This is a genomic window from Rhodococcus sp. EPR-157 (genome assembly GCF_001647195.1).
GTDB lineage: Bacteria > Actinomycetota > Actinomycetes > Mycobacteriales > Mycobacteriaceae > Rhodococcoides.
This window is the reverse complement of sequence record NZ_LVCV01000257.1, coordinates 1-24,831: the sequence shown is the minus strand read 5'-3', so window position 1 is coordinate 24,831 and position 24,831 is coordinate 1. Positions and strand designations below refer to the sequence as shown.

Here is a 24,831-nt window from a genome sequence, read left to right as displayed (position 1 = left end):
GATCTCGGTCTTCTTCACTAGTCGTTAGAGAATCTTGAGGATGGCCAGTTTCTGCGGCGGTCATGCCGCTTACAAACTTCGATGGGATGGACGACCAGAAGCTGAACTATCACCCCTGCAACCAGCATAAAAGTCGTAATATCTGTTATCAATAATAATTTTCACTATCGAATGTAGTGACTTATTCCTGCTGAGCGGGCATCGGCGGATCCACAACTATTTCAAGAGCCAATTCGACGGTGAACGGCAACTGCAATGTGTGCGTAGCGGGCGGCCTCAGCGGCCCGACCAGAGCGCCTCGACTTTGCTGATCCAGATCTGCGGCGTCGCGACGCTGGCGGGCAGCAACATGCAGATTCACGCCTGACAAAATCTACACTATCTGCAATGATCTTCATTCTCGTACAGTTTTTGGTGTGTTGCCGTTCTGGCTTCTTCAGGCCGTGGATCGCCTGGGCGAACTGTCGGTACAGAACGTTATGCTCATCGTTTGCTTTGCTAGAAGAGTAGAGCCTTCAGCCGAAGAGACGAGGGGGCAGTTGTGAATCGTTCACCTCGACACAATTCGGACCGTATAGGGATAGTTCAGTGCACATGGAAGCGCCACGAAGACTTCGGTACCGATGTTGGCCGACTTCAGATCGACGTGGACACGTGGGTGGCGATAAGAACGCAGCTACGCCGAGCGGCAAACGGGACGGTCAGAGAAGAGGATTGGGAGTACCCGTGCGAAAGCTCCCGCGGAGCGATCGGCGAGATCCGGTACGACGAAGCCGGTGAGGTCCGAGCTATCAAACCCGACGGTGCGATCTTCGAGGAGGCAATAATCCACTACCGGGTCTACTTCAACGAACCCAAGTTGTGCCCCGAGGAACTATGGGCAATGGGCGCAGGTTCGAAGAGCTGGCACATCGACCACATCGGCACCGTTCAGCAAGACGACATCGACTTGGCAGTCGCCCGATCGAACGGGACCAGCGCTACCGGGGTCGAGCTCCTTCCGTTCAAACTTAGCTAGCAATCCAGGGCCTGTTACGGTTAACCTGAACTATGGACATCATCGCTGCGCTCGAAGCCGAGCTCGCTGAGGACCGCTACGGGCCTCTCCGCGAGCATCTGGCCGTCAACGATGACCACCTTCTTGAGCAATTGGTGAAGATGCGAAAGTCAAAGCACCTTACCCAGGACGAGGTGGCGGCGCGGATGCACAGGTCTAAAACTGCGGTGTCTAATTTCGAGAGGCTGGGTTCAGATCCCCACCTGTCCACAATTCGTCGCTACGCCGCAGCAATCGGAGGACGGATTGTCACCCGACTCGACGACTTCGACAGTGAGGTGCTCGATACCGAGGTTGACGCAATCGTGTCCGTGTCGATCAAAGTCCCTAAGAGCGGCAACCTGCCTGAAACACGTCAGTCCCCCGCGGGCGTGTGGGAGACGGTCTGATGGCGCCTGTGCCAGCGGTTGAGAGCTCACGCCTCATCACGTTCGAGAAGTCCGCCAGAATCCACCACAAAAACGTTGACGGCGAGCTACCGGACACCGAATTCAAGCTGCTTCTCAACGTCGCGCCCGAGACGCTGGGGGTTCGCATTCAGATCATCGATCAATTTCGCCATGGCACAGTTCGAGTGGATGTCGCGGTCGTATATCAGTGGGAGCGCGATGCCGTACCGGCAGACGATCTGGACGAGTTCACCGAACGCGTGGCTCTTCCACAGGTGTTGTCATGCGCTGCTGCAACGCTAACGAGCGCAGCATCGGAAATTGTGTCGAACGAGGTTCCGTTTTATGGATTGAGCGCTCTAGACGAAATAGTCTCCACATTTCGTCAGCGAACGAGCCTGGCTGAGCGGCTAAAACACGTGATTGAAGAACGAACCACGGACTGATCGCAAATCGATCTTTCTCCTCGGGCGACCCGACAGCGCTGCATTGGTCTCGACCATCCATGTCGAGACACTGCCTGTCAACCGAGGCGGGACCTCACGTTTCAACCGACATCGACTAGTTGTTCTACCCGAGGACGTTGATTGACTACGGGATACCTTGTGGTCGACGTACGCGACTCCGCGGACATCGCCCGTGGTACTGGCCGCATGTTCTACACGGCCGCAGACTGCGCTCGGTCGAGAACCAGCGCTTCGCCGACAATCACATGACTCAGGTAGACGCCGCCTAACGCTGGCTCAAGTTCAACCAACGACGGACCGTGTGAACCCAGACGCACGGCAGCCAGGGCCCTCTGGCCGCAACGTGATGGGCATCGTCGTTTGGTTGATTCTGGTCGTATTGCTCAACCGCGGCGCGATCATCTGCGCGGTTGTCAGCGACCTCTTTAGCCGTGAACTGGCGTCGCCGCAGCACCTGATTGCGTCGTATCACGTAATGAGAACGGCACTTAAGTGACCAATTCCCAATCGATGGGTACATCGATACCGTCTCGCCGTCGAACACAAGCGACCACTGCGCCGGCGCCAGCGGAGCTATTACCTCCTCGCCGCACCCGCAGCAGCACATATGCCCGGTCGTCCGATATGTAATCGACACGTACAACACACCAGACCGCATCATCGACGGAAAAGAGTCGACGAACTCCGGTGCCAGTGACAGGACAGCCGTCACCGTCGCTCCTCGTTCGCGATCTCGTTGGTCGACAACGCGTATGTCGAGAATCCCTCGTCGGTCAGATCAGCGTAGTAGCCGAGGTACCGCTTGAACCGAATGACGGCCAGCATTCCGTTGAGACAGTTGAGGTCTGAAGTTTGAATATTGCGGCCGTAATCATCCAGCCCGGGAGCGGTGGATGGGATGAGTCTGCGGTCCCGGACATGATCACGATGGCCTGGGACACTCGTGGTAACCCGGAGCAGTCCCGTGAGGTGGCCGTCGACCTCTTCTATACCCATGCCGACATCAATGAAGGCGACCTCGTGATGTTCGAGCCAGTCGACGACGGGCTTTTTACTCGAGGCATCGTCGGACGCGAGAAACACGAACGTCGCTCCCTCTAGAATCCGGTCGACGTTGTCGACGTCTAGAAATTCTGGAACTGCACTGACATGACGGTGCATGCGGGAGTAGATGTCGGCAAAGTACTTCGCCTTGTTGGGCCGCGTCCGCAGCGTGACCAGGTCCGGTGCGCCCGGCGCACGGAAGGCATTGTGGTTGTCGAAGCTGTCGCCATCGACGAGCGTCAACGCATCGATTTCGATCTTGGCCATCTGGTCAGCGATGAAGCTGCCGGTGCCTCCAAGCCCGACGACGACAACCCGCTGACCGCGATAGCGAGCGTTGAGTGCCGCGAGCCCTGCTCGCGACGATGCAGTGTCGCGGTAGTGGAACACGCTGTCATCTTCTACTTCTTGCCACGCGGCACCAGGGGTGGCGGTTGCGGTGGGATCGAGAGCCTGCGCGTGCTGAGCGACTATCCGAACGTAGGTCGTAATCTTCGAATACTCGTCCGGGTAGCCATCTGGTGCCGGCTTGGAGGAGAGCATGAAGTTCGCCACCTCGGTGGCGGTCATCTGATGGACCTCAGGTTGTGCAATGGTCAGCGGGACCCCGTGTTCATCGCACGGGGTGGACGCGCCGAGCCAGATGCGGTGGTCGGTTCCTGAGACAACGGTATCCCCGGACACAGTGACCGGGTAGGTGAGAAACCCGTACGCGATGGTGCGCCCGGTCGTGACATAGGGGATATGCCGAACGATGAGGTGACCCTGCTGAACGACGACGTCGTAGCCGTCGTCCAGTAGGCGCGCAAGGTCCGCGTTATGAGCGAGTGGTGCGGTGGACATCGAACACCATTCCGTCCTTGACTGCGACGCTACGACCAGCTGTAAGGGTGCCGCTGCCGTGGCCATCGTGTCCGCGTGAGTAGCGGACCGTGATGTCCGTGTTCGGCTCGATTGCCTGTCCAGGATGCGCGAGCGCGACGATTTGCTCGTAGCTGACCTTGTTTTCGTCCCACTGGTGCTGGCGTGTGTTGATCACCAAGGTGACGGTGCGGTGACCGGCCTTCTCGGGTTCCTTATCGGACATATTGCTGGGTCCTTCCTTGTCTGCGACATCCCAAGTGATGCGCGTTTTGTCGATCAGTGCTCGATATGTCGAGCAAGTGTTAGAGTATCACGTGTGATCGACATGTCGAGCAGTGCAGGAAGAACGCAATCTTGACCCCTCCACCAGCGGTAAACGTAAAGGCACTCCATGACGCGCTGGACGCCGCGCGCGTCGAGGCCGACCTGTCGTGGCGCCAGCTCGCGAAGGAGCTCGGTGTCAGCGCGTCCACCGTGTCCCGCATGGCTCAGGGGTTGAAGCCCGATGTGGCAGTTTTTGCCGCCATGACCACCTGGTTGCGAATGCCGGCGGAAGCGTTCTACATCACCAATACCCGGGGCGACCCAAATAAGCCCGAACCCGAGCTTGTTGCTTCACTCACCCCGCTGCTGCGAGCGCGGCGCGACCTATCGGAAACCGACGTGGAATACCTACAGGAGGTCATCGGGGCCGCAGCCCGACGCTTCAAGGCCGAGCGGAAGAGCTGAAGGAGCTGTCGACGTCGTGCGTTGGACACAGAAGATCATGCGTGAGGTCGCCGAGGACGAGCGCTCCGAGCTCTCTCTTGGTCCGTTGGACCCGCTGGACCCGTATGACCTTGCTGAAGCCCACGGCATCCCCATATACAGCTTGACCGACTGTGTCGACTACGGCCTGCCGCCTGAGGTCTTCGGACGCTTCACTGAACGAAATACCAGCTCGTGGTCAGCGATGCTTGTACCCCTGGGAACGGCCCGCATCATCGTCGAAAATGACAAGCACGCACCGGTTCGCAGGCGCTCGAACATCGCGCATGAACTCGGTCACCACCTGCTCGAGCACAAGTTCGATCAAGTCGTCCTTGGCGAAGACCACAAGCGGGTATTCGACGAACAGCAGGAGAAGCAAGCGACATTCATGGCCGGCGAACTTCTCATCCCACTCCAAGCCGCCGAACGCATGGCATTCGACGGGTGGGACAATTCCCGCGTCGCCGCTCGCTACGGTGTCAGCGAACAGTTTGCACAGATGCAGATGAAGGGCCAGCGCGTACGCGCTGAGCGTGCAGCTCGAAAGTTCGCCCGCTCGTAATTCACCGATGCCCATACAAAAAATGGGATGACTTTATTCTACGCGCTACTTACTAGGTGGTTTGCCGAGGACACGGCCACAGCCAGCAGCTCCTACCCGTCTTCGCCCTTCGCACTCGCCGGACAGAGGGCCGTCTCAGACATCCGCTGACTGATCGATAGCCGCCTCGTAGAAGGCATCTGCCAACGCCATGATGACGGCGCTGATGCCGGGGCCGTCGCTGAAGAAGTAGTCGGCCATGGTGTTGTGGGCGTCCTGATTGTCAACGACCGCCTCGGTGACCGCTGCCTGGAAGTCCTGCGACTCGACGAACTGCTTCTTCGAGTTCACGCGTGTCTGATTGACCAATCCGGGATCTGCGAGCAGTTGCTGCACCAGACCTTGCACGAATTCACGGACTTGGGCCGCGGAGAACGACTCGGCACCGAACAGGTCGTTCATCTTGTCGATGACAACCTGTAGAGCAACATATTTCGGATCCTTCCGGCTACCGGTGCCGGCGGAGCCGATGCCCTTGAGCTCACCGTCCCCGGTCAACGAAATATCGACCGCGCTGGCCTTGGTGTGTTTGACCCCGACCAGAACTACGTCGGACAGGTCCACTTCCGCAGCCCAGGACGAGTCCGCGATGAGCTTGTCCAAAAGCCGCAGGAATATCGACAGCATCTCCATGAACGGGTCGCCATAGTCGACGATCTGACTCATGAAGTCGTACAGCCGAACGTAGGTGGCGACGTCCTTGCGGAAGAGATCGAGTGTGTTCAGGGAAACGGTGTCGTCGGCCTCGATGGCCGCCGCATAGCGGCGAGCGAATTCGTTCTTGGCCGGGCTCATCGCCGCCGACAGCGCGTTGTGGCCCTTACGGGTGACCCACAGTTCGGCGACCTGACGCACCTGCTCCGGCGTGTAGATCCCCGACTGCGCAAGTTTGGTGGCCAAGTGCGCGACGACGTACGGGTCGGTCTCGGTCTCTAATCTGGCACCCGTGAAATACGGCTCGAACGCAACCCTGATGTCCTGGGGCTTGTTCACGAAGTCGATCACGAACGTCTTGCGTTTGCGTTCTCCACCCGCCGTGCGGTGAGTGCGGTTGAGACGGGACAACGTCTGCACTGCAGTGACTCCCGAAAGCATCTTGTCCACGTACATCGCCGTGAGCAACGGCTGATCGAACCCTGTCTGAAACTTGTTGGCAACCAACATGATCTTGTAGGTCGCGCCCTTGAACGCGGCACCCAGATCCGAACCCGCGCCGGGATTGAGGTTGGTCTCGGTAAACTCGTCGTCCTTACTCGGGTGTGGCCCCCATTCCGAGGCCCATTCCTCGTTCTCGTCCATCGTCACCGAACCAGAGAACGCCACCAGCGTGCGGTAGTTGTACGACACGTCCTCGGCCGACCGCTTGTCGATGAAGGCGTCGATTGCTTTCTTGTATTTCACCGCAGCCTTGCGGGAGTCGGTGACGACCATCGCCTTGGCTTTGCCTTCCAGCAGGTGCGCGACGTTGGCGTGGAAGTGCTCGACGATGATCTGTACCTTCTGAGCGATGTTGGTCGGATGCAACCTGACCCATCGCATCAACCCTTTGCGGGCAGCGGATTCTTCCACCTCGCCGCCGTCGCCGCTTTCGGCTTTGCCGGCGATCTTCAGGGCGGTGTCGTAGGTCTGGTAGCCCTTGAGGACGTCGAGGATGTACTCCTCCTCGATGGCTTGGCGCATCGAGTACAGATGAAATTCCACCGGCTTGCCCTCAGGGCCCGGTCGGCCGAACAGTTCCAAGGTCTTGTTCTTCGGTGTCGCGGTGAACGCGAGAAAAGAGATGTTCTCCGATTCGGCGCGCGCAGTCATCTCTGCCGCCAGGATCGTCTCGACATCGACCTCCCCGCCTTCCTCGATCTCCTCGACTTCCTCGGCGGTCAGCACAGCTTTGAGCTTGGAGGAGATCTGACCGGACTGCGACGAATGCGCCTCGTCCGCGATCACCGCGAAACGGCGGCCCTTGAGCGAAGAGTCTTTGCGGATCTCCTCGAGCGCGAACGGGAAGGTCTGCACCGTCACCGCGATGATCAGCTCATTGTTCTTCAAAGCCGTTGCCAGCAAGCCAGATTTCGACTTTGCGCCCGCTTTGCGGACGTCTTCCGGGCTGATTGTGGCCACGATCTTCCCCGACCCGTCGATCTGGCGTATCGCGTCCTGCAGTTGCCCGTCGAGCACGGTCCGGTCCACCACGACGATCACCGAGTCGAAGACCTTCTTGTCGCTGACGTGGAGCCGCGCCAGCCGGTGCGCGGTCCAAGCGATGGTGTTCGTCTTGCCCGATCCTGCCGAATGCTCGATCAGGTAGCGTTTGCCCACCCCTTCTTCTCGCACCGCGGCTACTACGTTCGTCACCGCTTCCCACTGGTGGAACCGGGGGAAGAGCATGCTCGTGCGGCGCACCGACGTGCCGGTCGCCACGTCCCACTCCTGCTTGGTCTCCACGAGCATCAGCCTGCCGATGATGGTGAGCCAGGCATCCTTTGCCCAGACCCGCTCCCAGAGGTAGGCCGTGGCCGACCGCCCGTTCTCTGCGGGCGGATTCCCGGCGCCGCCTTGGTGCCCGACGTTGAACGGCAGAAAGTGCGTCGTCGTGCCTTCGAGTCGGGTGGTCATCGCGGCGAGATCGTTGGAGACCGCGAAGTGGACCAGCGCCCGATGACCGAACGAGAGCAGCGGTTCCGGCCGCCCATTGGTCAGGGGGTTGCGATCTTTGCGGTACTGGCTGATGGCGTTGTCGAGAGACTGGTTGAAGTCGGTCTTGACTTCGACAGTTCCGACCGGGAGGCCGTTGACGAAGAACACCAAGTCGATGCTGCGCTGGTCGGCGGTGGAGAAATGCACCTGCCGCATCACCCGTACCCGCATAGCGGCGTACTGCTCGTTACTGGTGGCGTTCAACCCCGTTTCGGGGCGGAACTGCGCCATCTTGAGGCGGCCGCCTCCGATGTACTGCACGCCATTACGCAGAATGTTCAGCATCCCGCCACCGTGCTCAAGGGGCTTGTCGAGCGCAGAGGTCAGCACATCCAGGAACTTGGCCTGCGCCCCAGCCGCTTTCAGCGCCTTCTCGTAGGCCGGCTGTTGGGTCTCCTGCAGCCACGCGAACAGGTCCTCCGGGAACAATGCCCGTTCCCGGTCGTAGCCAGTGTCTTTCGGCGAATACAGCCAGCCGTGCGCCTTGAGATACTCACAAATCTCGGACTCGAACACAAGCTCGTGGTGGTCAAACATCACGCCATCTCCCGTGCGTCGATCTGCCCTGTGACCGCGGCCGTGATCAACGCCGACCGCCGCTCCTTGGAGAGCTCGATGAGGTATCCCGACTCACGCGTAAGAGTATCGATCTTCGCAATCTGGTAATCCAAATGGTTGGCGATTGTCCGCTGTTCTTCAGGTGAAGGGAGCGGCAACGCAATTCTCGCTAGCTGCTCTACTGCGAGATTTGGCTGCGCTGAGCCAGTCTCAGCCAGTCGGACCGCGTCGGCCATCGAACTACTCGCAAGAAAATACAGGAAGTAACGAAGGTCGATCCGGCTCTGGTCGTAGCACCGCAATGCGACCAGGGACGACGCGAGTGCGCCGCCACCGGCACCGTCGAAGTAGCCAAACTTCCCGAGCGATCCCCTAAGGCAGAACAGAATGTCGCCCGGCAAGAGCTTGGCCCCTCCCATGTCACGGTACTTCTCGGGAGTCACGTAATTCATGCCATCGTACGAAACAGCCCCACCTGACAGGTGTCCAGCATTCACAAATGGCACCCCACCGAGAGCGAACTCGTCCCGGCTGGGGTACGCCGAACCGCGGTCACCGTTATGGAAACTGAACAGTCGTGAGAACGTCACATTTTCTGCGTCAATCAAGACCGAGTGATCAATGACGGCGCGTCGCCGCTCACGTAGGAGGTCGATCAGGCGCTGCTGCTCCGCGATAAGAGTGTCGATGCGGGCGGTCTCGCGGTCGAGGTAATCGGCGATTGGGCGTTGCTCACTAGGAGGCGGCAGTGGCATTGGAACCCGGGCAAGTTTCTCCGCGGTGAGGTGCGGCATCGAGACAACGTTGGAGTAGGCGCGAATGAAGCCGCTGGCACGGAGCGCGATCAGATAATACGAGATGAATCGACCATCGAAGTTACCAATTGGTCGGAGTCGGTTGATTGAGTTCTGGAATCCCCAACCGGGCAGATCTTCGTCGACGTATGCGGCTCGGCCGAACCCGCCTTGGCCACCCTCGACAACTACCACGTCACCAGCACGGATGCTCAACTGGTCCATCTCGGAATCGCTGAACCACATCTCATTTACGTCATCAAGAGCCAACACGCCGTCGGGTTGGACGTTCGCAGCACGTAGATATGGGGCAAATGCATCACTGCCCGAGTCCCTGCTTTGCAGCATTTTGCCAAGCGTGACTGTCGCGGCATTCTTTACCTGACCCGCTAGCCACCCGTTTGGAAGATCGCCCCAAAGCGGTCCTGTCATTGCTCGACCTCCCGCAACAGTTCGAGGATTTTTGCGACCTGCTTATCGAGGTCAGCGTCGATCTCGGCGAGGGGACGCGGCAGGGCGTACCGATAGAAGTGGCGTGTGAAGGGGATCTCGTAACCTGTTTTGGTCTTTGCCCAGTCAACCCAAGCGTCGGGGGTGTGGGGTTGCACTTCCGCGTCGAAGTAAGCCTGGATCACCTCGGTATTGCCGGCTGATCCCGCGGTGGATCCGCCATAAGTGAACGGCACGTTCTCGGTGTCACGTTTCTTACTGTCCGGCTTGGGATCGCCTTTGCGGTCGGTCACTGGATGACCTGCATCGTCGAGCAGCGGACGCTCGATAGTCACAGTCCAATAGCCGAACTCGTCGTTGCGCAGGACTTTGGAGTAGTCGTTATCGGCGTCGGTGAAGTCGGCATACAACTTCACGACCTCGGCGCAGTCACTCTCGCTGAGTTCGCGGTTCTTCGAGCCGAGATTCTTGCGCATCTTTGTCCAGAACGACGTGCCGTCGACGAGCTGAACCAAACCCTTGCGGTCGGGGTGCTTAGTGTTGTCGAGAATCCAGATGTACGTTGAGATTCCGGTGTTGAAGAACATGTTGGTCGGCAGAGCAACGATAGCCTCGACCAGGTCGTTCTCCAGCAACCATTTTCGAATGTTCGACGGCCCAGATTCCGCGCCGCCGCTGAAGAGCGGCGACCCGTTCAAAACTATGCCGACCCGGCCGCCACCGTCCTCGGGGGCGCGCATCTTGTGAGCAAGATGAAGCAAGAACAGCATCTGCCCATCCGACGTTGTCGGGAGGCCGGGGGCGAAACGTCCGTACGGGCCGGCTTCGTCGTGTTCCTTCTTGACCGCCTTGGCGTACTGCTTCCAGTCGACGCCGTAAGGCGGATTCGACATACTGAAGTCGAACTTTCGAGATTTGAACGCGTCGTCGGTCAGGGTGTTTCCGAACGCGATGTTTGTCGCGTCGTGCCCCTTGGCGAGCAAGTCGGATTTGCAGATCGCATACGACTGCGGGTTGTACTCCTGGCCGTACAGGCTCAACTTCGCATCGGGGTTCTGAGCGAGCAGATGCTCCTCGGCAAGGGTGAGCATGCCGCCGGTTCCCGCAGTGGGGTCGTACAGCGTGCGGACGATGCCTGCCTCGGTCAGGTCGACGTCCTTCTCTGCGAAAAGCAAGTCGACGAGCAGCCGGATCGCGTCGCGCGGAGTGTAGTGATCACCGGAGGTTTCGTTCGCGGCCTCGTTGAACTTGCGAATGATGAACTCGAACGCATCGCCCATGTCGGCGTTGGAAACGACCCCCGGATGTAGGTCGATGGCCTTGAAAGATGCGATGACTTCACCCAACAGCTCCGCCTTCTCCAGCGCGAGGATCTCCTTCTTGAAGTCGAAGTACTCGAATACGTCGACGTCGGGCGAGAACCGGTCGATGTAGTCGGTCAGGTTGTTTCCCAGCTCATCGGGCTCGTTCAGCAGATTGGCGAAGGAGTAGTTCGACGTGTTGTAGAACGGCCGGCCGGTGGCCTTCTTGACCTCGACCTTGAGCCTATTGGGGTTGTCATACCGTGTCGCGAGCTCGCGGACCACGTCGCGGTCGGGCTCGATGATGGCGTCGAGGCGACGCAGAATCGTGAGCGGGAGAATGACGTTGCCGTACTGGTTGGGCCGGTAAGGCCCCCGAAGATGGTCGGCGATCGACCAGATGAAACTACCGAGGGTGCTCACAACGCTCCTTACAAACACTCATCCCTGACTGCTGCAGGCGCGCGGCGCGCTCCAACAGTTGACGCATCACAGGGCATCATCGCAGCATCACCGGGCCCAGCTGTCACACCCCGCCGTACGAAGCGATCGCGGCTGATCCTGCGGAGCGGGGTTCAGCGAGCTCATCTCGAGCACGATGGGGGCAGCTGGTCACTGTCAAAGTATCCCTGTAGACCGGCGGTCGACGACTGTGAGACGCCATAAGAAAGACCTGTCGGCGGCTCACTCGCCGTGTTTGCAAACACACTTACGCCGGTTCGCTCCCTTGGTTGCGGGCCTGACATAAGGGCTGCTTATCGGCTGGTTCAGTCGTATATCGACTCCACAGAGCCACCACTCGACGACGAGACACCGGACCGTCGATTTCGGCTCTTCGCTCAACACTGCCCCGGTTCAGCACCGAGCCCCGATCGCCGCGGACGGTGGCGGTGCGGACACCGCCCTTCGGGCGTGCCTGCATCCGGCCCGACGACCCGGTGAGGCTAGGTGCGCTTGCCTCGGCCCGGTAGACCACCGCTCACCGTCCGAACGCTCGACCGCGTGGGAACGGGGTTCGACAGAGTGGTCTTGGCACGCCCATGTTCGTCCAGATTTTCTCCCGCATCCACCCGTCGATAGGACAACGAGGAAGGTCCGCTCACTTGCAGCGACCTGACAGCACTGCGCCGCTCGTCGTGAAGTCGGTCGTCGGCTCGTTGTGCCCGCCGTTCCCTCGCACCGGGCCTGTCGTCGAGCACCCGCAGCATCGCGGCGACTTCGCGTAAAAGCAAACGGTGGTGTTTGCTGTCCCGTGCCAAACCAGTGAGACTTCCGTGTGCGGCCAGAAGTTCGCGAGTGAGCGATAGTCGTTCGGTTGCGAGTGACGCCGGGTCGAGCCGTTGCACCTTGAGCTTCTTGAACCGATTGCGTGCGTCGGTCACTCGCTGCGTGGCCTCTTTGGCCCGATTCGACGCCATCGAACGATGGTATCGGGGCGCTCCCGAGTCACACGGAGACCGGCGCGGACTACCGAGCACGCCCGCAGAAAAGGTTCCAGGCGCGCCTTCTCTCTCGCCGTCCGGCTCAGCCCCGCGTCGGGATGTCCCCCTGTGACGCGGGCGAAACGCCGACCACACAGGTCTCGTCGTCCATGCGGGTAGGGCGCGACCGGCCTGCCACATCACGTGGTCGACTTCCCACGTGGTGGTGCGTCGCCCGCCGGGAACGTCGTCGATACGAGCGACCAGTAGGCGGGTCGGCGGCGCACCGCCGAGAAATCCGAAGACCTCCGTTGCGGACTCACACTTTGCCGGACTGCCACCACAAATCATGTAAGTGGGCTTCGCGCACCATTTCTCAGCTGGCCTGGTGGACAATAACGGTCGTGTGCGGCGGCGGGTAGAGATGAGCGTGCCCGTCGTTGACGGTCAACTCGAACCCGCCGACTGCGACCAGCGGTAGTGCGTCCGATACGACGAACCTCAGCCCACGTCCACTGTCAGCAGGGCTTGCGCAGTTCATCTCTGCCGCTCGCTCGCGTGCGACGTCCTCTGCGTAAACCCCCACACACCGCATGTACATCGGATCGGTGTCGTCGACTTCGAAAACCATTCGTTGGACCAGTGATCGCCGCGCCGCTGTCACCTCGCACACCTGGCCATCACGCACCTGCGTGGATATGGACGTCGCCACCACGAGGCATGTGCAGATGAGCGATACCGTCGGCATCGACGCTCAACCTGTATCCCCCGAGGCTGACCTCCGGAGGTCCCGCCCGGTGGGCTTCGAGAATCGAGTCGGTATCGAAAAGCTTGACCGGCCAGCCCTGTCCGGGCTTCCACGCGAAGTCCGGTGACAGACGCTGCCCCAATAGACCTTGGGCCCGCTCGTCGAGGGTGGCGTCCTCCTCGGTGAGGACTTCCCACCGGTTCGAGTCAGCGGTCGACGGTACGACTTTCGAGACGGCCTTGACGACCGTGACGACTCCGCTCGTGACACCGATGATGATGTCCGCGTACGACTCGATGTCGGCGATCGTCTGGCTGCGATGGAACGGCCAGATTCCCACGGTGTAGTGGACCTTGTCTGCCTCGCTCATGTCGGGACCGACTGTGCGGGATGTATTGACCAACACTGCCATTGCACTCTCCTGCCGTTCGTGCGGCAGCCGCCCCGGCTGCTCGCAATAAGCATCACACACGTCGGCAAGCAGTGTCAAGACCTGATCGCGGTAAGTGCACTAAGTACTGTTTGCATGCGGCTGTCGAGCCCTGCAGTGATGAGGCCACCCCATCAAGGCCCCGCAATCTATGGGTATCTATTGGTATTTATGGGCGCTTGACCATAAATTGCTATAGTTCTCCATATGGACCCAGCTCTGAACCCGTTCAAGCCTGGATCGGGCCTGCGCCCACCCGCACTCGAAGGACGCACCCGCCAACGCCAAGAGTTCGATCTGCTGGTGGCCCGGAGCAAGAACCGCAACTACGACCGAGGCATGATCCTCTCCGGCCTGCGCGGAGTCGGCAAAACCACCCTGCTCAACAACTTGTCCGAACACGCCGAACGTCAAGGTTGGTTGACGATCGGCCTCGAAGCACGGCCCAACGAGTCCGGCGTCAGCGCCGTGCGCGCCAAACTCGGAGCCGAACTCGCCGCCGGCCTGCGCAGGTTCAGCCGTAAACACCAGATGCAGAAGGCGCTCGATCACCTGATCTCCCTCGCCCGCGGGTTCACCCTCGGTGTCGGCCTGGGACCGGCGAAAGTCGAATTGTCACTCGATCGCGGTGCCGCCAGCGGAGACATCGACATCGACCTGGAAGAACTCGTCGAGGCAATCAGCGCCGCAATGAAGAAGAAGGGCACCGCGTTCGGGCTGTTCATCGACGAGATGCAAGACCTCGACTCCGACCTCCTCGGCGCGCTGCTCTCGGTACAGCATCGGGCCAGCCAGCGAGAGTGGCCGTTCTTCGTCATCGGCGCGGGCCTGCCCAACCTTCCGTCGGTGCTCGCCGACAACCGATCCTACGCAGAGCGGCAGTTCGCCTACAGCACCATCGGCCCCCTGACACCGGCCGATGCCGCTGAAGCACTGGAGATCCCCGTCAACCAGCACGGCGGGTCCTTCACCCCCGACGCCCTGGCCCTTCTGGTCGAGGCCAGCGGCGGGTACCCGTACTTCCTGCAGGAATACGGCAAAGCCGTCTGGAACGTCGCAGCAACAGCAGTATTCGACGAGGACGATGCCCACCTCGCCGTCGAGGAAGGACGACGAGCACTGGACGAGGGGTTCTTCCCCTCACGATGGAATCGCCCCTCCGACAGGGAGCGTCGCTACATGCGTGCCATAGCGCTCGCCGCAGACGACGCACCGCGCTCGGGAGTCGTCGCAGCGGCGATGGGCGTGACCACGACGGGCGTCAGCGATGTAAGAGACTCCCTGATCCGCAAAGGCCTGATCTGGTCCCCCGAACACGGCCGGATCGCGTTCACCGTTCCCGGCATGTCGGACTTCATCCGGCGTCAACCCACCGACTGAAAAGCCCTGCGATTGCCCAGCGCAGCTCTGTGCACGATCCTGTAGCGATGGCACCCAACAGCAAACGCGTCGTGCTCTCCAACGGACGCGACTGGATCAGCATCTTTCTCGACGGACGCGTCAAAGTTGCTTCCAGGAAACATCTCTGGGAGATCGCAGACACAGGCAGGCACACCGCATTGGGTCAGTACGTCACCCTCCGTGCCGGACGAGAACTCGACGTGGACCCGCCCAGTGGTGCACGCAAGATTCCCGACTTTGCCGTCGACCTCGATCCACAGGCCGGGCAGGCCACAGCGGCCACGGTGGCCGCGGACAACGGCACCTTCGTCGAGCTCCACCACGATGGCAGTATCACCGTGGGGAACGACGGCCGCGACATTGCCGAAACGTTCAACACCGGACGGGAATCACTCGCCGGCGGGCCATCCGGCCGCGGCGGCGCAGTCATGATCACGTTCGCCGGCACCTACAGGCCATCACGACTGCGCGAGAACAACTTTCTGGTGGAAATACCCGATCGTGAGCGTCCTGCCGCCAACCGCCCCTACCCGGGCGAGTACATCATCGACGACGGCAAGATCGGGCCACCGGCACATGCTCCCGAAACGTGGTTCAAATGATCGCGGGCCCGTGCATCGAATTTCTTGCCCCGGTAGCAACCCCGCCCGTTCAGCTCGGGCGCGCGACGGGACCTAGTTCTCCGGGTTGTCGAACGCAGCAATGACATGCGCGGTGGGGTTGCTCCCTGCGCGGAACTCCTGAGCAGTGACTCCGCGTGTGCCACCACGGAGAACGGATCCCTGGCGGCCGATCTTGACCCGGCCGTCGGCGAAGCGAACGAGCTTGAGGCCATCCGGCCATTCGGTGACGTCGTTGCCGCTGCGGTTCTTGTATGTCTTCGGCATTCCGAAGTCGAGCTCATCCATGAGGGGAAGTCTATGACTGTCGGACTTCGCGCTGGGCACACCCGGGCACTGACCTCTCCGCTGTGCCGATACGCCGGTTTTATGTCAGGTAGAGCCGCCAGGATCTCCTGACGCTTCTGTGGGCGCCGGTGACAATGCGAATCACGAGGGAGAGGCCTCGTCGCCCAACAGATCGAGGGTGCGCTGCAGGAGTGCTTCGATCCGGTCCTCGACGTCGTCGACCATGCCCGGGACACCGGCCAGGGCGCTGTGAGCTCGCCGACGCGCGTCGACACCCGCGCGGTAGTAACCGTCATCGAGCTCCGGCGATACGGGGGCGTTGTCGGCAACGACGGTCTGGACCTGTTCGACGTCCGCGAGTGGACTGCTGATGCGGCGCCGCGGGGTGTGCAGCGGTGCAAGCCCGGTGCGGTGCGCGGCGATCACCGATCCGATCTCGGTAGCGGTCATCGGAGCGGCCGGCAACGGTAGGTGGCCCCACCGGTCTATCGGTACCGCGACCGGACCGCCGCGGCTCGGCAACACGGTCATGTCGGGGAAAGTGTTGCGCTGCAGATGCTCTGCGAGCAACACCGTCGACGGGTACCGGTCCGAGAACTGCAAAACAGTGTTCCACCGCTCCCACACCTCGACCGGCTGAAAGCCGGTGACCTCGTGGGGGTCGATGCGGATGCGGTGGTGTCCGCCGATCCAGACGCTGTCACCGTCGACGCCGATGTCGCCGCGGTCGAGTTCTGCAATAGCGTTGTAGGACAAGCCTGCTCCGGCCAGGAGAAGGAGTACTGCGTCGCGGCGTCCGAACAACGCGGCCGTCGACGCCTCGGTCGGCAGTGCGGCAGCGATCGCGTGATACTGCGCTGCACGCCGGATGATTCTGTCGCTGCGCGCAGAGTCCAGCGCGAGCCGCATCGACGTCGCCCGGCCAGGTGCGGGGTGGCCGGCGTCGAGGTGCGCGCGGTTGATCGCCGATACCCGCCGCAGCTGCACCGCATCGCCGGCAGGATTCTCGTCGAGGAACTCGGACAAGGTGACCGGCGAGGCGGGTAGCGGCGAGGTGTCGGCGGCGGCGCACCAGTCGGCAAACAGGGCCCACTGGTAGCGGTACCCCCTCACCGCACTCCCCTGTCTCGACGCCACCTGTGCGACGGTACCGGCCTGAACCGACAGATCAGGGTCAGCGGCGCCGGCGTTCCACCAGGATCTCCACGGCCCTATCCGGGTACGTCTCTTGCCTTCACGGTGAAACCTGGTGGCCAGACGACAGTCACCGTGTTGATCGACGACGAGAGCCACAGAACCATGTGGTCCTGTGGCTCGTCGACGTTGTGAGGAGGAACTACTCGGCGAGCTTGGCGATCGACTGCGCCCACAGGAAGTACTTGTTGCGCCCGAGATCGCCAATGGTCTTGATGTTGAACGCAGCTTTGAGGTGCTCGGCGTCGCCAGGGCTGACACCCTGCAGGGCCTCGACGGGTGCGTCGACGAGTTCGGTGAGCGGCTTGTCTTCGTACGCCTTGTCGAGCTTGTCAGCGATTCCAGCCATGGATATGCCTCCTACGTCTCGGGTGCTGACGCCCGTTTCGGGCGCCGCCATCCGAGGGTACGGAACCGAACCTGAGAACAGGGTGTGTTCACGTGCCCGTCACGATCGACCGGTTCACTGGCAGGGTGATCTCCCCCGCCGGCTACGACGCCACGTTCCTGTCCCCAATCGAACTCGATGCGCCCACTCGCACCGGGCTGGTCGCGCTGCCGTACACGCATTTCACGGTCGCGATCGACCCCGAGCGACTTCTCGCAGCATCTACAGCGGTGAACATCGACGGATCCCAGCTGCGCGACGTCGAGCGTGGTGACGATTGGCGACTCGATCCACGTCTCCCCTCCGCCCATCAGGCCGGCCCGGAGTTGTATGCCAGCAACGATCTCGACCGCGGACATCTGGTGCGCCGCCGCGACCCCGTCTGGGGCACCGCGACGGTCGCTGAGCAGGCCAATGCCGACACCTTTCACTACACGGTGTGTGCTCCGCAGACGGCGACCTTGAACCAGTCCAAGACGTTGTGGCTCGGTCTCGAGGACTACGTGCTCGAGCATGCCCGCCAGTACGGGCAGCGATTGTCGGTGTTCTCCGGGTGCATCTTCGCCGCCGACGACCCGGCGTACCGGGGCGTGGCGCTCCCGCGGCGGTTCTTCAAAATCGCTGCCTGGAGTCAGGATTCGGTGCTGGCGGCGACCGGGTACATCCTCGATCAGACACCTTCGCTGGGGCCGATCCTCGAACGCCCCGTTCGAACTGATACCGCTACTCCCCCGCTCGGCCCGTACAGGACCTTCCAGGTGCCGATCGAGGACATCGCCGCAGCCACCGGCCTGCCGATGGACCAACTCGTCGCCGCGGACCGGTACGCGCCTCAGCCCGCTGCTCGGCTCGACGACCAACGGTGGACCGAACTGGCTGCCTACACCGACATCGTTATGTAGCAACAGGGCCCGGCGCATTCCGGAGGCCATCTGCCGCGCGGGTTTGTGCAAGCGAACGACGGCTGTAGCGACTCAGTGTTCGGGCCCGTCAGTGCTGGCGTGGGTCGATGGTGCCGATGTCCTTCATCGAGATGGCCCAGTTCAGTTCCGCTGCGGCGCGGACTATCGCGGCCGCTTCCGGCGGGGTGCAGGTGCCGTCGCTGATCAACGCGACCACGTCCGCCAGGCGCACACAGTGCCATGATGTCGGCGTTTGGTTCCGGAACGGAGGCCACGGCGCAGAATGCGCTTATCGCGTGCAGACGCTGCTCCGACGGCATCGACGACTGTGTCCGTGTTGGTGGCAGCGGAGGTCGCGGATCGGCGACGCTCAGGCGCTCCGCCGCTTCCCGCTCGGTCTTTGGACGATAGTTGCGGGCATTGCCGTTCAGTACGGTGCGCTGCCCTTTTCGACATTGCGACGTAGGCCGCGTGGCCGGCGTCCGGGTCGCCGCGCACCCGAAACGCCGCAGACGGCCGCAGCGCGTTGCGCACGATCATGCCGTCTACGAGTCCATGCGGGTTGTGCCGCGTTCACGCCATTGCAACCCCCTCACGGTCTCGGAGTAAGTTCGCTGCCACGGAAGGCAGCGAGCGCAGGCCCGGTGGTCATGGCGGCGACAACGGTGTCGCAGGACTCGACATATAGAGCGTGCAACGTCAGAGGTTCGGAGACCACGCGCGACAACACGTGCTGGCCGCCGATCACAGGAACCAACGAACGTATGCATCGGCCCGGGGTGAACGGCGGCACGAAGTACCCCATTCCATCTGCAGCGGTGGCCAATTCGCAAGCGACGCTCTCCCCGGCCAGACTCGCCCGGTGGGCAACCGAGCATAGGATCAGTTTGACCTGATTTTCAGGGTAAGGGGACCACCTGGATTTCCAGTTGTGGGACCACCGGCGCGCCGTGCCCGGGACGGTTCATCAGAGTGCATACATTCGTATTCGGTGTGGTGGCATAGTCGGGTACCGCCAGAGCGATCTCTCGGCGAGGGTGCTCGCGGTCCTAGTGCGGCCGCATTCGGTCTACACCTGGCATGGGGGTGCCGACGATGTACGTTGGTCAGGCCGCGTCGATGTGCTCGATGAGGGCTTGTCTCCAGTGGCTCAGGGGTGGCGTTGCGGCGTCGGGCACCTTTCCTTGGTCGTCCCATCGTCGGAGATCAACGGCTAGTCGGTAGTTCGGGCGCTGGGTGAAACGGTCCACTTCGTCGGGCGTCATCGGGCCGCCCTGCACTTCGAGGCTACGTACCGATGCTTCGGACAGGCCGTCGGCGTAGCCGGGTTCGGTTGCGACGAGGTAGCGTTTGGCGGGGACATGCAGTGCGACCGGTTGACCGATTTCTGCTCCGAACCAGCGGGTGAGCAAACGAGCACCCACGATTTCGTGCCCTAGGTCGTCGTCGAGAAAATCGCCGTGGCCGGCGTGCTCGTCCAGGATGAGGTGGCCGATATCGTGAAGGAGTGCAGCAATCTGGGCCGTAGAGTCGAATCCGGCTTGTTCGGCGAGGTGCGCGCACTGTAGACCGTGCTCGAGCTGCGTGACGGATTCGTCGTAGCGGCTTTGGCCCGCGACGGTGAGATACTCGAAGAGCATGTCGCAGAATTGCGACGCTCCCACATCCCGGGGCGAAAGTGTTTGCAGATCTTGTGCGGTGATCGTCACGACTGCTCCTCGTTGTTGGACGAAATGGCTGGTTTGGCGGCACCGGCAAAGTGTCCGATGAGGCTCAGCTGATCGGGTCGATCGGCCAGATCGTGTATTCGTTTGGTGTAGTAGGACTCTCGCAGTTCTCCGTCGGATTCGCCGTTGTAGGTGAGGTAGATCGCGCGGCGGGTCGAATCCGAGGTGTTTGCTGCGCTTCTGTGCGGGACGTAGCAGTGAAAGAACACCAGACTGCCTGCAGGGACGGGAAGTGCCTCCCACGGCAGGCTCTCGGCCACTGCGGGTTCGACGCATCCGCGCGCGTCGGTAGGCAGCTGTGCAGCGTGCTGCCCGCGCGCGACCTCCAGACACCCGTTGGTGAGTGTTGAGTCGTCGACGGCAACCATGCACGCAATCGTGTTCGACACGTAGGGGTATGCGGGCGCGTCCTGGTGGGCGGCGAATCCGCTTCCTCCCGGTGCCTTGTAATTGATCTTTTCTTTGTAGAGAACTGCCGTTTCGCCTAGCAGCGCTCCGGCGATATCGGGGATGCGCCCGTTGGTCAGCAGTGTTCGTAATCCGTCGTGGTAGGGAACGAAGTTCTCTGTTCGGCATCGGCGGGTGCGGCCGTCAGCGGTCGTCTCGTCGTACTGCAGGAGCTGGTTGGGAGTTCCGGGTCGTTGCTCGAGGTCGTGCACCCACTGCTGCAGCTGAAGGAGCTCGGCGCCGCCGAGGGCGTTGTCGACGACCAGCATGCCGTCGCGGTGCCAGGTGTCGAGATCGATTGTGCTGGTGGGATTGTGGTGCAATGTCGTATCGCTTTCTGGGTGGTGTCCGGGTGCTGCTGTGGGTCGATCTACCAGAGGGGCGTCGACCCACAGCAGCGGTCTGGTGTATGCGGTGGATTCAGCTTATGAGGGGCCGTCCCATCGGCAGGGCGGAGCCGCCGGTCTCCTCCCACATCGCGGCGACGTAGAGGTAGATCGCGACAGCGACAAACAGGAAGACGAGCCAGCCACCGATCTGGGTGGCCACGGTCGACGCGGTGAGCGTTCCGATGAGAAGGCAGACGAGCGCGACATCGACGATGGCGAGAAGGAACGGGAACGACCAGGGCAGGCGAACGACGAGCACGGTGAGGATGGTGATGGTCACCAACCAGCTCCCGGTCCACATGGCGCTGGTGGCGGTGACCTGGTCCGGGGCAATGCCGAACCAGTCGTTCGTGAGGCCGAGCGAGAGGATGGCATAGCTCCCGTAGAAGCCGAAGAACACCGAATAGAGTGCGGCGTTGATGTTCTGGCGGAGGGTGGCCGCCCAGATGGTGGCCAGGAGCAGTCCGATCGAGGTCGCCGACATCACGATCGGTATCGCTGCCGACGCGGAGTCGACGATGCCTGTGTTGGTGAAACCGAGACCCATCGCGCCGACAATCGTCAGTGGCAATCCGATCAAGCCTGGGTTTCCGTCGGGCAGTGCGGCGGGATGGGTCACCGGTCCGGAATCGGTGGGGTGTGTGTAGGTGGCGGGTGCGTCAACTGTTGCGGTCATGGCGTGGTCCTTTGTTCGGACGGAGCTCATCGGGTGGTGGTGTGCAGTAGATCGGCGTGGTGGAGCTCGGCGACATCGGGATGCGCGCGTAGGCGCACCTTGAGAATGTTGTCGCCGTAGGTATCGAGGATCGGGTTGTTCGGGTCGTCGCTGGCGCCGCCTCGGGCCCCTGTCGCCAGGTGCTCCGGCAAGTCCACCGGGTTCAGTGTGGCGTCGAGACGTGGATTGAAGAAGTAGATGGTGGAGAACCGTTCGACGCCTACCGGTGGACTGACGACGCGGTGAACGGTGGCCTTGTAGTAGCCGTGGGTCGCCACCTGCAGCATTTCGCCCAGATTGACGACGAACGATCCAGGTAGGTGCGGCACGTCGATGTAGTCGCCGTCGGCGCGTTCGACCTGCAGGCCACCGACGGCGTCCTGCAGGACGAAGGTCAGCAGTCCGAAGTCTCGGTGTGTACCGACCCCCTGGGGCTTTTGACCTTCGACCGGTGCTGGGTAGCGTATGGCTTTGATCGTGGCTTCCGGGTCGGGGGTGACCCAGTTTCGGAAATGGTCGGAGTCGATCTCGAGGCCCTCGGCCAGCGCGTCGAGCAGCGTTCGTCCCAGTCGGTCCATATCCTGGGCCCACCGAGTCATGATCGGTTCGAAATCGGGTACGGACGTGGGCCATTGGTTAGGTCCCTGCAACCGGCGCCACGGCCGGTCGGTGTCATGCGAAGCAGGCCGTTCCGGTCCGAGGTCTATTTCCTCGCGCACGTCTGCCCGCCCGCCGGTCATCTCGCCGCCGACGGGTGTGTAACCGCGAAAATGAGGGCTGTTCACCATGGCGATCTCGCGCTTGACGGACGCGGGCTTGGCGAAGAAGTCCCTCGAGACGTCCGTGACCGCAGTGTTGAGCCGGTGATCGACACCATGGCCGGTCAGATAGAGAAATCCGACGTGATGGCAGGCGTTGCGCAATGCTTCGACAAAGCGGTCTTTCGTTGCGGGATCGTGGTATTCGGAGATGTCGAGGATCGGGACTGCTGGATGCTCGTCCACAACGGCGGACCTTCGCGTCGGCGTGAGGGTCACTTCCACAGCCTTTCGGTAGCCAATTGGGCACCGGCGGTCAGCGTCTGAAGTTTGGCCCAGGCGATTTCCGGGTCGACTGCCACGAACGTTGCGAACGAGGCGAATCCGCAGTCGCTGCCGGGAATGACGCGGTCGCGTCCGACGATGTCGGTGAATGCGACGATGCGGTTGGCAATCAGTTTCGGATGTTCGACGTAGACGCTGGAGGTGTCGAGTACCCCTGGGTAGAGCACCTTGTCCTCGGGGATGCCCGTCTCACGCCAGACGTCGATTTCGTGGCTGTGGCGGTGATTGGCGGATTCGAAGACGAGACCGTTCGGGCGTAGGCGCAGGATACGGCTGATGATCTTGTCGAGGTCGATATCGTGATGATGCGGGCCCTGATAGTTGCCCCAGCACAGGTGAACTCGAACCTTTGCTGGGTCGATGTTCGCGACAGCGTGGTTGATGGCCTCGATGTGCACGTCGAGGCGCTGAAGGTACTCGGCGTCACTGAGGTGGGCGTACTGGATGTGTCGGCCCATGGCGAGGTCGGGTGCGTCGATCTGCAAGGTCAAGCCGGCGTCGACGATGGCTTCGTACTCGACGCGCATAGCCTCTGCGTGTGCGAACAGGTAGTCATCGAGGGTCGGGTAGTGCTTGTTCGGTAGGTAGAGAGCGATCACGCCGGGGGATGCAGCATTCATGAATCGCTGCGTCACCTGCTGCCCGTCGACCGCGCGGGCGAAGTTGTCCAGGTCGGCCGCCAGCAGGTCGTGGCCCTCGTAGCGGATCTCGCCGACGCAGACCGGGGTCGACGTTTCGAGACCGTCGAGCGAGCTGGCGGCCAGGTCGGGGTAGTCGACGAGGTCGGCGATGGAGAGCCCGCCGCCCTCCGGTACCTCAGCCTCGACGTCGAACCCACTGAGCCGTTCCTTCGCGTAGGTGGCGTAGCCGATCTTCGACATCTCACCGTCGCTGATGATGTCGACTCCGACGTCGAGCTGACGCCGAACCACAGTGGCGACGGCATCGCGGATCTGATCGGGCAGACCAGCAGCTGCTTGGGCGTCGAGGTCGCCGTTCTCGCGTTGGCGGATCAGCGAGGACAGGTTTCCCGGACGGGGAAGGCTTCCGGTGTGGGTGGTGAGAATTCGGCCGTGCGACATGGAATCTCCTGGGTTTCGGTAGCTGGGGTTCGAAGCGGGAGGCGCTGCACGACAGAGATTGACGGGTCGAAACCAACTCCAAGCGAACTGCCGATGTCACCTGTATGAAAATTCCATTCTTTTAATCGTAACTGAAAGAAATTTCCATCCACCGAGTGATGGAATATACCTATGAAAAAGATGCACACAGGGACGGTCCGATGGGGCGACGGAACGCCCGCCGCCGGCGTGGCTGTCAGCAACGGCACCCAATGGGCCCACACCGATGAAAATGGCACTTTCAGGCTGCCGTCGTCGACGAGGCCGATCTGGATCCGCCGCCCCTCGGGCGTGAGATGTTCGCAGTGGTGGAAGCTGCCGGCGACCCATCCCGTGGACTTCACCTGCGAACGGGCTGACCAGGTAATCTCGGCACTCGCACACATGTCGGATACCCACCTGTCCGCTTCGACCGGGGGACGAGAAGACACAGTCGAACTGGCCAACCGCTTCGGGGATGGCACGGATTGCGCACAGGGTCTCGCTGTCGCACTCGACGCAGCCGCCAACTCAGGTGCTCAACTTGCCTTCGTCACAGGCGATCTCACCGACCACGGCACTCGTGTCGAATTCGAGGCGTTCACGGCAATAGTCGATGCGTCCCCGATTCCAGTCGAGGTCATCCCCGGCAATCACGACCACTACGGCCACCGGCACAACCCCGATTCCTCTGACCGACCGATAGGGGACGGATTCCTCGGTACCGCCACGACATGGCGCTACGAGCAGTCGATGGGACCGCGCTGGTGGTCCGCCGACATCGGGCCGTTCCACGTTCTGGCTCTCGACTGGTTCAGCTATGCGGCCGACATCGACCGCGCCGAGCAAGACGCGTTCGTCGCCGAAGACCTCGCCGGAACCGATCCGCACAGACCGCTGATCGTATTGAGTCACGACGTTCCATCGGAGAAGATTCTCGATCTCCTGACCGACGCCATGCACCCCGCGACCTCGATCTCGGTCCTCTC

At 61.7% G+C, this 24,831-nt stretch carries 29 protein-coding genes; 9 read left to right on the top strand and 20 right to left on the bottom strand.

Annotation, left to right across the window (positions count from 1 at the left end):
* Positions 1–181: 181 nt before the first annotated feature.
* Positions 182–361, bottom strand: coding sequence for a hypothetical protein (locus A2J03_RS30520; RefSeq protein ID WP_156520338.1), 180 nt, complete (start codon positions 359–361; stop codon positions 182–184).
* Between the two features lie 297 nt (positions 362–658).
* Here A2J03_RS30520 and A2J03_RS11750 point away from each other — a divergent pair, with 297 nt between their 5' ends.
* From A2J03_RS11750 to A2J03_RS11740, 3 genes are read left to right on the top strand one after another with little or no spacing between them, the layout of a single operon-like run.
* Positions 659–1,018 carry a hypothetical protein gene (locus A2J03_RS11750; protein WP_156520337.1) on the top strand — a complete coding sequence of 120 codons (360 nt, stop codon included), beginning with the start codon at positions 659–661 and terminating at the stop codon, positions 1,016–1,018.
* 32 nt (positions 1,019–1,050) lie between these two features.
* On the top strand, positions 1,051–1,446 hold the full coding sequence (locus A2J03_RS11745; RefSeq protein WP_068373765.1) for a helix-turn-helix domain-containing protein: 396 nt from the start codon (positions 1,051–1,053) through the stop codon (positions 1,444–1,446).
* The gene (locus tag A2J03_RS11740; RefSeq protein WP_156520336.1) at positions 1,446–1,892 is read left to right on the top strand and encodes a hypothetical protein; all 447 of its coding nucleotides are present in this window, start codon (positions 1,446–1,448) and stop codon (positions 1,890–1,892) included. The genes A2J03_RS11745 and A2J03_RS11740 overlap by 1 nt, the downstream gene beginning before the upstream one ends.
* Before the next feature lie 286 nt (positions 1,893–2,178).
* Here the strand turns inward: A2J03_RS11740 and A2J03_RS32040 are convergent, their stop codons facing one another.
* The 3 genes from A2J03_RS32040 to A2J03_RS11725 form a co-directional block, all read right to left on the bottom strand.
* Positions 2,179–2,520 carry a DUF6527 family protein gene (locus A2J03_RS32040; RefSeq protein ID WP_442971344.1) on the bottom strand — a complete coding sequence of 114 codons (342 nt, stop codon included), beginning with the start codon at positions 2,518–2,520 and terminating at the stop codon, positions 2,179–2,181.
* 101 nt (positions 2,521–2,621) lie between these two features.
* The gene (locus A2J03_RS11730; protein WP_068373756.1) at positions 2,622–3,800 is read right to left on the bottom strand and encodes a ThiF family adenylyltransferase; all 1,179 of its coding nucleotides are present in this window, start codon (positions 3,798–3,800) and stop codon (positions 2,622–2,624) included.
* Positions 3,775–4,044 carry a multiubiquitin domain-containing protein gene (locus A2J03_RS11725; protein ID WP_068373753.1) on the bottom strand — a complete coding sequence of 90 codons (270 nt, stop codon included), beginning with the start codon at positions 4,042–4,044 and terminating at the stop codon, positions 3,775–3,777. Before A2J03_RS11725 ends, A2J03_RS11730 begins: the two co-directional genes overlap by 26 nt.
* Before the next feature lie 131 nt (positions 4,045–4,175).
* Between A2J03_RS11725 and A2J03_RS11720 the strand changes: the two genes are divergently transcribed.
* The gene (locus tag A2J03_RS11720; protein WP_068373750.1) at positions 4,176–4,550 is read left to right on the top strand and encodes a helix-turn-helix domain-containing protein; all 375 of its coding nucleotides are present in this window, start codon (positions 4,176–4,178) and stop codon (positions 4,548–4,550) included.
* A 16-nt stretch (positions 4,551–4,566) separates the two neighbouring features.
* Positions 4,567–5,133 (top strand): ImmA/IrrE family metallo-endopeptidase, encoded by a 567-nt coding sequence (locus A2J03_RS11715; protein ID WP_197480730.1) that lies wholly within the window; start codon positions 4,567–4,569, stop codon positions 5,131–5,133.
* A 135-nt stretch (positions 5,134–5,268) separates the two neighbouring features.
* Here the strand turns inward: A2J03_RS11715 and A2J03_RS11710 are convergent, their stop codons facing one another.
* The 6 genes from A2J03_RS11710 to A2J03_RS11685 form a co-directional block, all read right to left on the bottom strand.
* The gene (locus A2J03_RS11710; protein WP_068373747.1) at positions 5,269–8,403 is read right to left on the bottom strand and encodes a type I restriction endonuclease subunit R; all 3,135 of its coding nucleotides are present in this window, start codon (positions 8,401–8,403) and stop codon (positions 5,269–5,271) included.
* A complete protein-coding gene (locus A2J03_RS11705; RefSeq protein WP_068373744.1) occupies positions 8,403–9,650 on the bottom strand; it encodes a restriction endonuclease subunit S in 1,248 nt (415 codons plus the stop codon). The genes A2J03_RS11710 and A2J03_RS11705 overlap by 1 nt, the downstream gene beginning before the upstream one ends.
* Entirely contained in the window at positions 9,647–11,392 is a 1,746-nt protein-coding gene (locus A2J03_RS11700; RefSeq protein ID WP_068373741.1) for a type I restriction-modification system subunit M, read from the bottom strand. The genes A2J03_RS11705 and A2J03_RS11700 overlap by 4 nt, the downstream gene beginning before the upstream one ends.
* Positions 11,393–11,913: 521 nt before the next feature.
* On the bottom strand, positions 11,914–12,387 hold the full coding sequence (locus tag A2J03_RS11695; protein ID WP_156520335.1) for a hypothetical protein: 474 nt from the start codon (positions 12,385–12,387) through the stop codon (positions 11,914–11,916).
* A 379-nt stretch (positions 12,388–12,766) separates the two neighbouring features.
* Complete coding sequence (locus A2J03_RS11690; protein ID WP_156520334.1) at positions 12,767–13,021, bottom strand: hypothetical protein; 255 nt, start codon at positions 13,019–13,021, stop codon at positions 12,767–12,769.
* A 49-nt stretch (positions 13,022–13,070) separates the two neighbouring features.
* Positions 13,071–13,550 carry a hypothetical protein gene (locus tag A2J03_RS11685; RefSeq protein ID WP_068373733.1) on the bottom strand — a complete coding sequence of 160 codons (480 nt, stop codon included), beginning with the start codon at positions 13,548–13,550 and terminating at the stop codon, positions 13,071–13,073.
* Between the two features lie 225 nt (positions 13,551–13,775).
* Between A2J03_RS11685 and A2J03_RS11680 the strand changes: the two genes are divergently transcribed.
* Both A2J03_RS11680 and A2J03_RS11675 read left to right on the top strand, forming a co-directional pair.
* The gene (locus tag A2J03_RS11680; RefSeq protein ID WP_068373730.1) at positions 13,776–14,948 is read left to right on the top strand and encodes an ATP-binding protein; all 1,173 of its coding nucleotides are present in this window, start codon (positions 13,776–13,778) and stop codon (positions 14,946–14,948) included.
* 47 nt (positions 14,949–14,995) lie between these two features.
* Positions 14,996–15,571: a hypothetical protein gene (locus A2J03_RS11675; protein WP_156520333.1), complete on the top strand. Its 576-nt coding sequence runs from the start codon at positions 14,996–14,998 to the stop codon at positions 15,569–15,571.
* Between the two features lie 72 nt (positions 15,572–15,643).
* Here the strand turns inward: A2J03_RS11675 and A2J03_RS11670 are convergent, their stop codons facing one another.
* The 3 genes from A2J03_RS11670 to A2J03_RS11660 form a co-directional block, all read right to left on the bottom strand.
* Positions 15,644–15,877, bottom strand: a complete 234-nt coding sequence (locus A2J03_RS11670) for a hypothetical protein (protein ID WP_068373724.1) — start codon at positions 15,875–15,877, stop codon at positions 15,644–15,646.
* A 141-nt stretch (positions 15,878–16,018) separates the two neighbouring features.
* The gene (locus A2J03_RS11665) at positions 16,019–17,014 is read right to left on the bottom strand and encodes a hypothetical protein (RefSeq protein ID WP_231912491.1); all 996 of its coding nucleotides are present in this window, start codon (positions 17,012–17,014) and stop codon (positions 16,019–16,021) included.
* A gap of 199 nt (positions 17,015–17,213) precedes the next feature.
* Positions 17,214–17,420, bottom strand: coding sequence for a hypothetical protein (locus A2J03_RS11660; RefSeq protein ID WP_008720325.1), 207 nt, complete (start codon positions 17,418–17,420; stop codon positions 17,214–17,216).
* A 92-nt stretch (positions 17,421–17,512) separates the two neighbouring features.
* On the opposite strand from A2J03_RS11660, the gene A2J03_RS11655 reads away from it, so the two are divergent.
* Positions 17,513–18,361: a DNA/RNA non-specific endonuclease gene (locus A2J03_RS11655; RefSeq protein ID WP_068373721.1), complete on the top strand. Its 849-nt coding sequence runs from the start codon at positions 17,513–17,515 to the stop codon at positions 18,359–18,361.
* 88 nt (positions 18,362–18,449) lie between these two features.
* Here A2J03_RS11655 and A2J03_RS30515 read toward each other — a convergent pair whose 3' ends face one another.
* From A2J03_RS30515 to A2J03_RS11625, 7 genes are all read right to left on the bottom strand, one after another.
* Positions 18,450–18,593, bottom strand: coding sequence for a hypothetical protein (locus tag A2J03_RS30515; protein WP_156520332.1), 144 nt, complete (start codon positions 18,591–18,593; stop codon positions 18,450–18,452).
* Positions 18,594–18,953: 360 nt separating this feature from the next.
* Entirely contained in the window at positions 18,954–19,187 is a 234-nt protein-coding gene (locus A2J03_RS11650; RefSeq protein ID WP_156520331.1) for a hypothetical protein, read from the bottom strand.
* A gap of 280 nt (positions 19,188–19,467) precedes the next feature.
* The gene (locus A2J03_RS11645) at positions 19,468–20,070 is read right to left on the bottom strand and encodes an HD domain-containing protein (RefSeq protein WP_231912490.1); all 603 of its coding nucleotides are present in this window, start codon (positions 20,068–20,070) and stop codon (positions 19,468–19,470) included.
* The gene (locus A2J03_RS11640) at positions 20,067–20,858 is read right to left on the bottom strand and encodes a phytanoyl-CoA dioxygenase family protein (RefSeq protein WP_197480729.1); all 792 of its coding nucleotides are present in this window, start codon (positions 20,856–20,858) and stop codon (positions 20,067–20,069) included. Before A2J03_RS11640 ends, A2J03_RS11645 begins: the two co-directional genes overlap by 4 nt.
* A 97-nt stretch (positions 20,859–20,955) precedes the next feature.
* The gene (locus tag A2J03_RS11635; RefSeq protein WP_082897776.1) at positions 20,956–21,600 is read right to left on the bottom strand and encodes a GPR1/FUN34/YaaH family transporter; all 645 of its coding nucleotides are present in this window, start codon (positions 21,598–21,600) and stop codon (positions 20,956–20,958) included.
* 26 nt (positions 21,601–21,626) lie between these two features.
* Positions 21,627–22,643 carry an isopenicillin N synthase family dioxygenase gene (locus tag A2J03_RS11630; protein WP_068373771.1) on the bottom strand — a complete coding sequence of 339 codons (1,017 nt, stop codon included), beginning with the start codon at positions 22,641–22,643 and terminating at the stop codon, positions 21,627–21,629.
* Between the two features lie 29 nt (positions 22,644–22,672).
* Positions 22,673–23,824: a cobalamin-independent methionine synthase II family protein gene (locus tag A2J03_RS11625; RefSeq protein WP_068373712.1), complete on the bottom strand. Its 1,152-nt coding sequence runs from the start codon at positions 23,822–23,824 to the stop codon at positions 22,673–22,675.
* Positions 23,825–23,995: 171 nt separating this feature from the next.
* On the opposite strand from A2J03_RS11625, the gene A2J03_RS11620 reads away from it, so the two are divergent.
* A partial coding sequence (locus A2J03_RS11620) for a metallophosphoesterase (RefSeq protein WP_197480728.1) occupies positions 23,996–24,831 on the top strand: 836 nt, incomplete at its 3' end.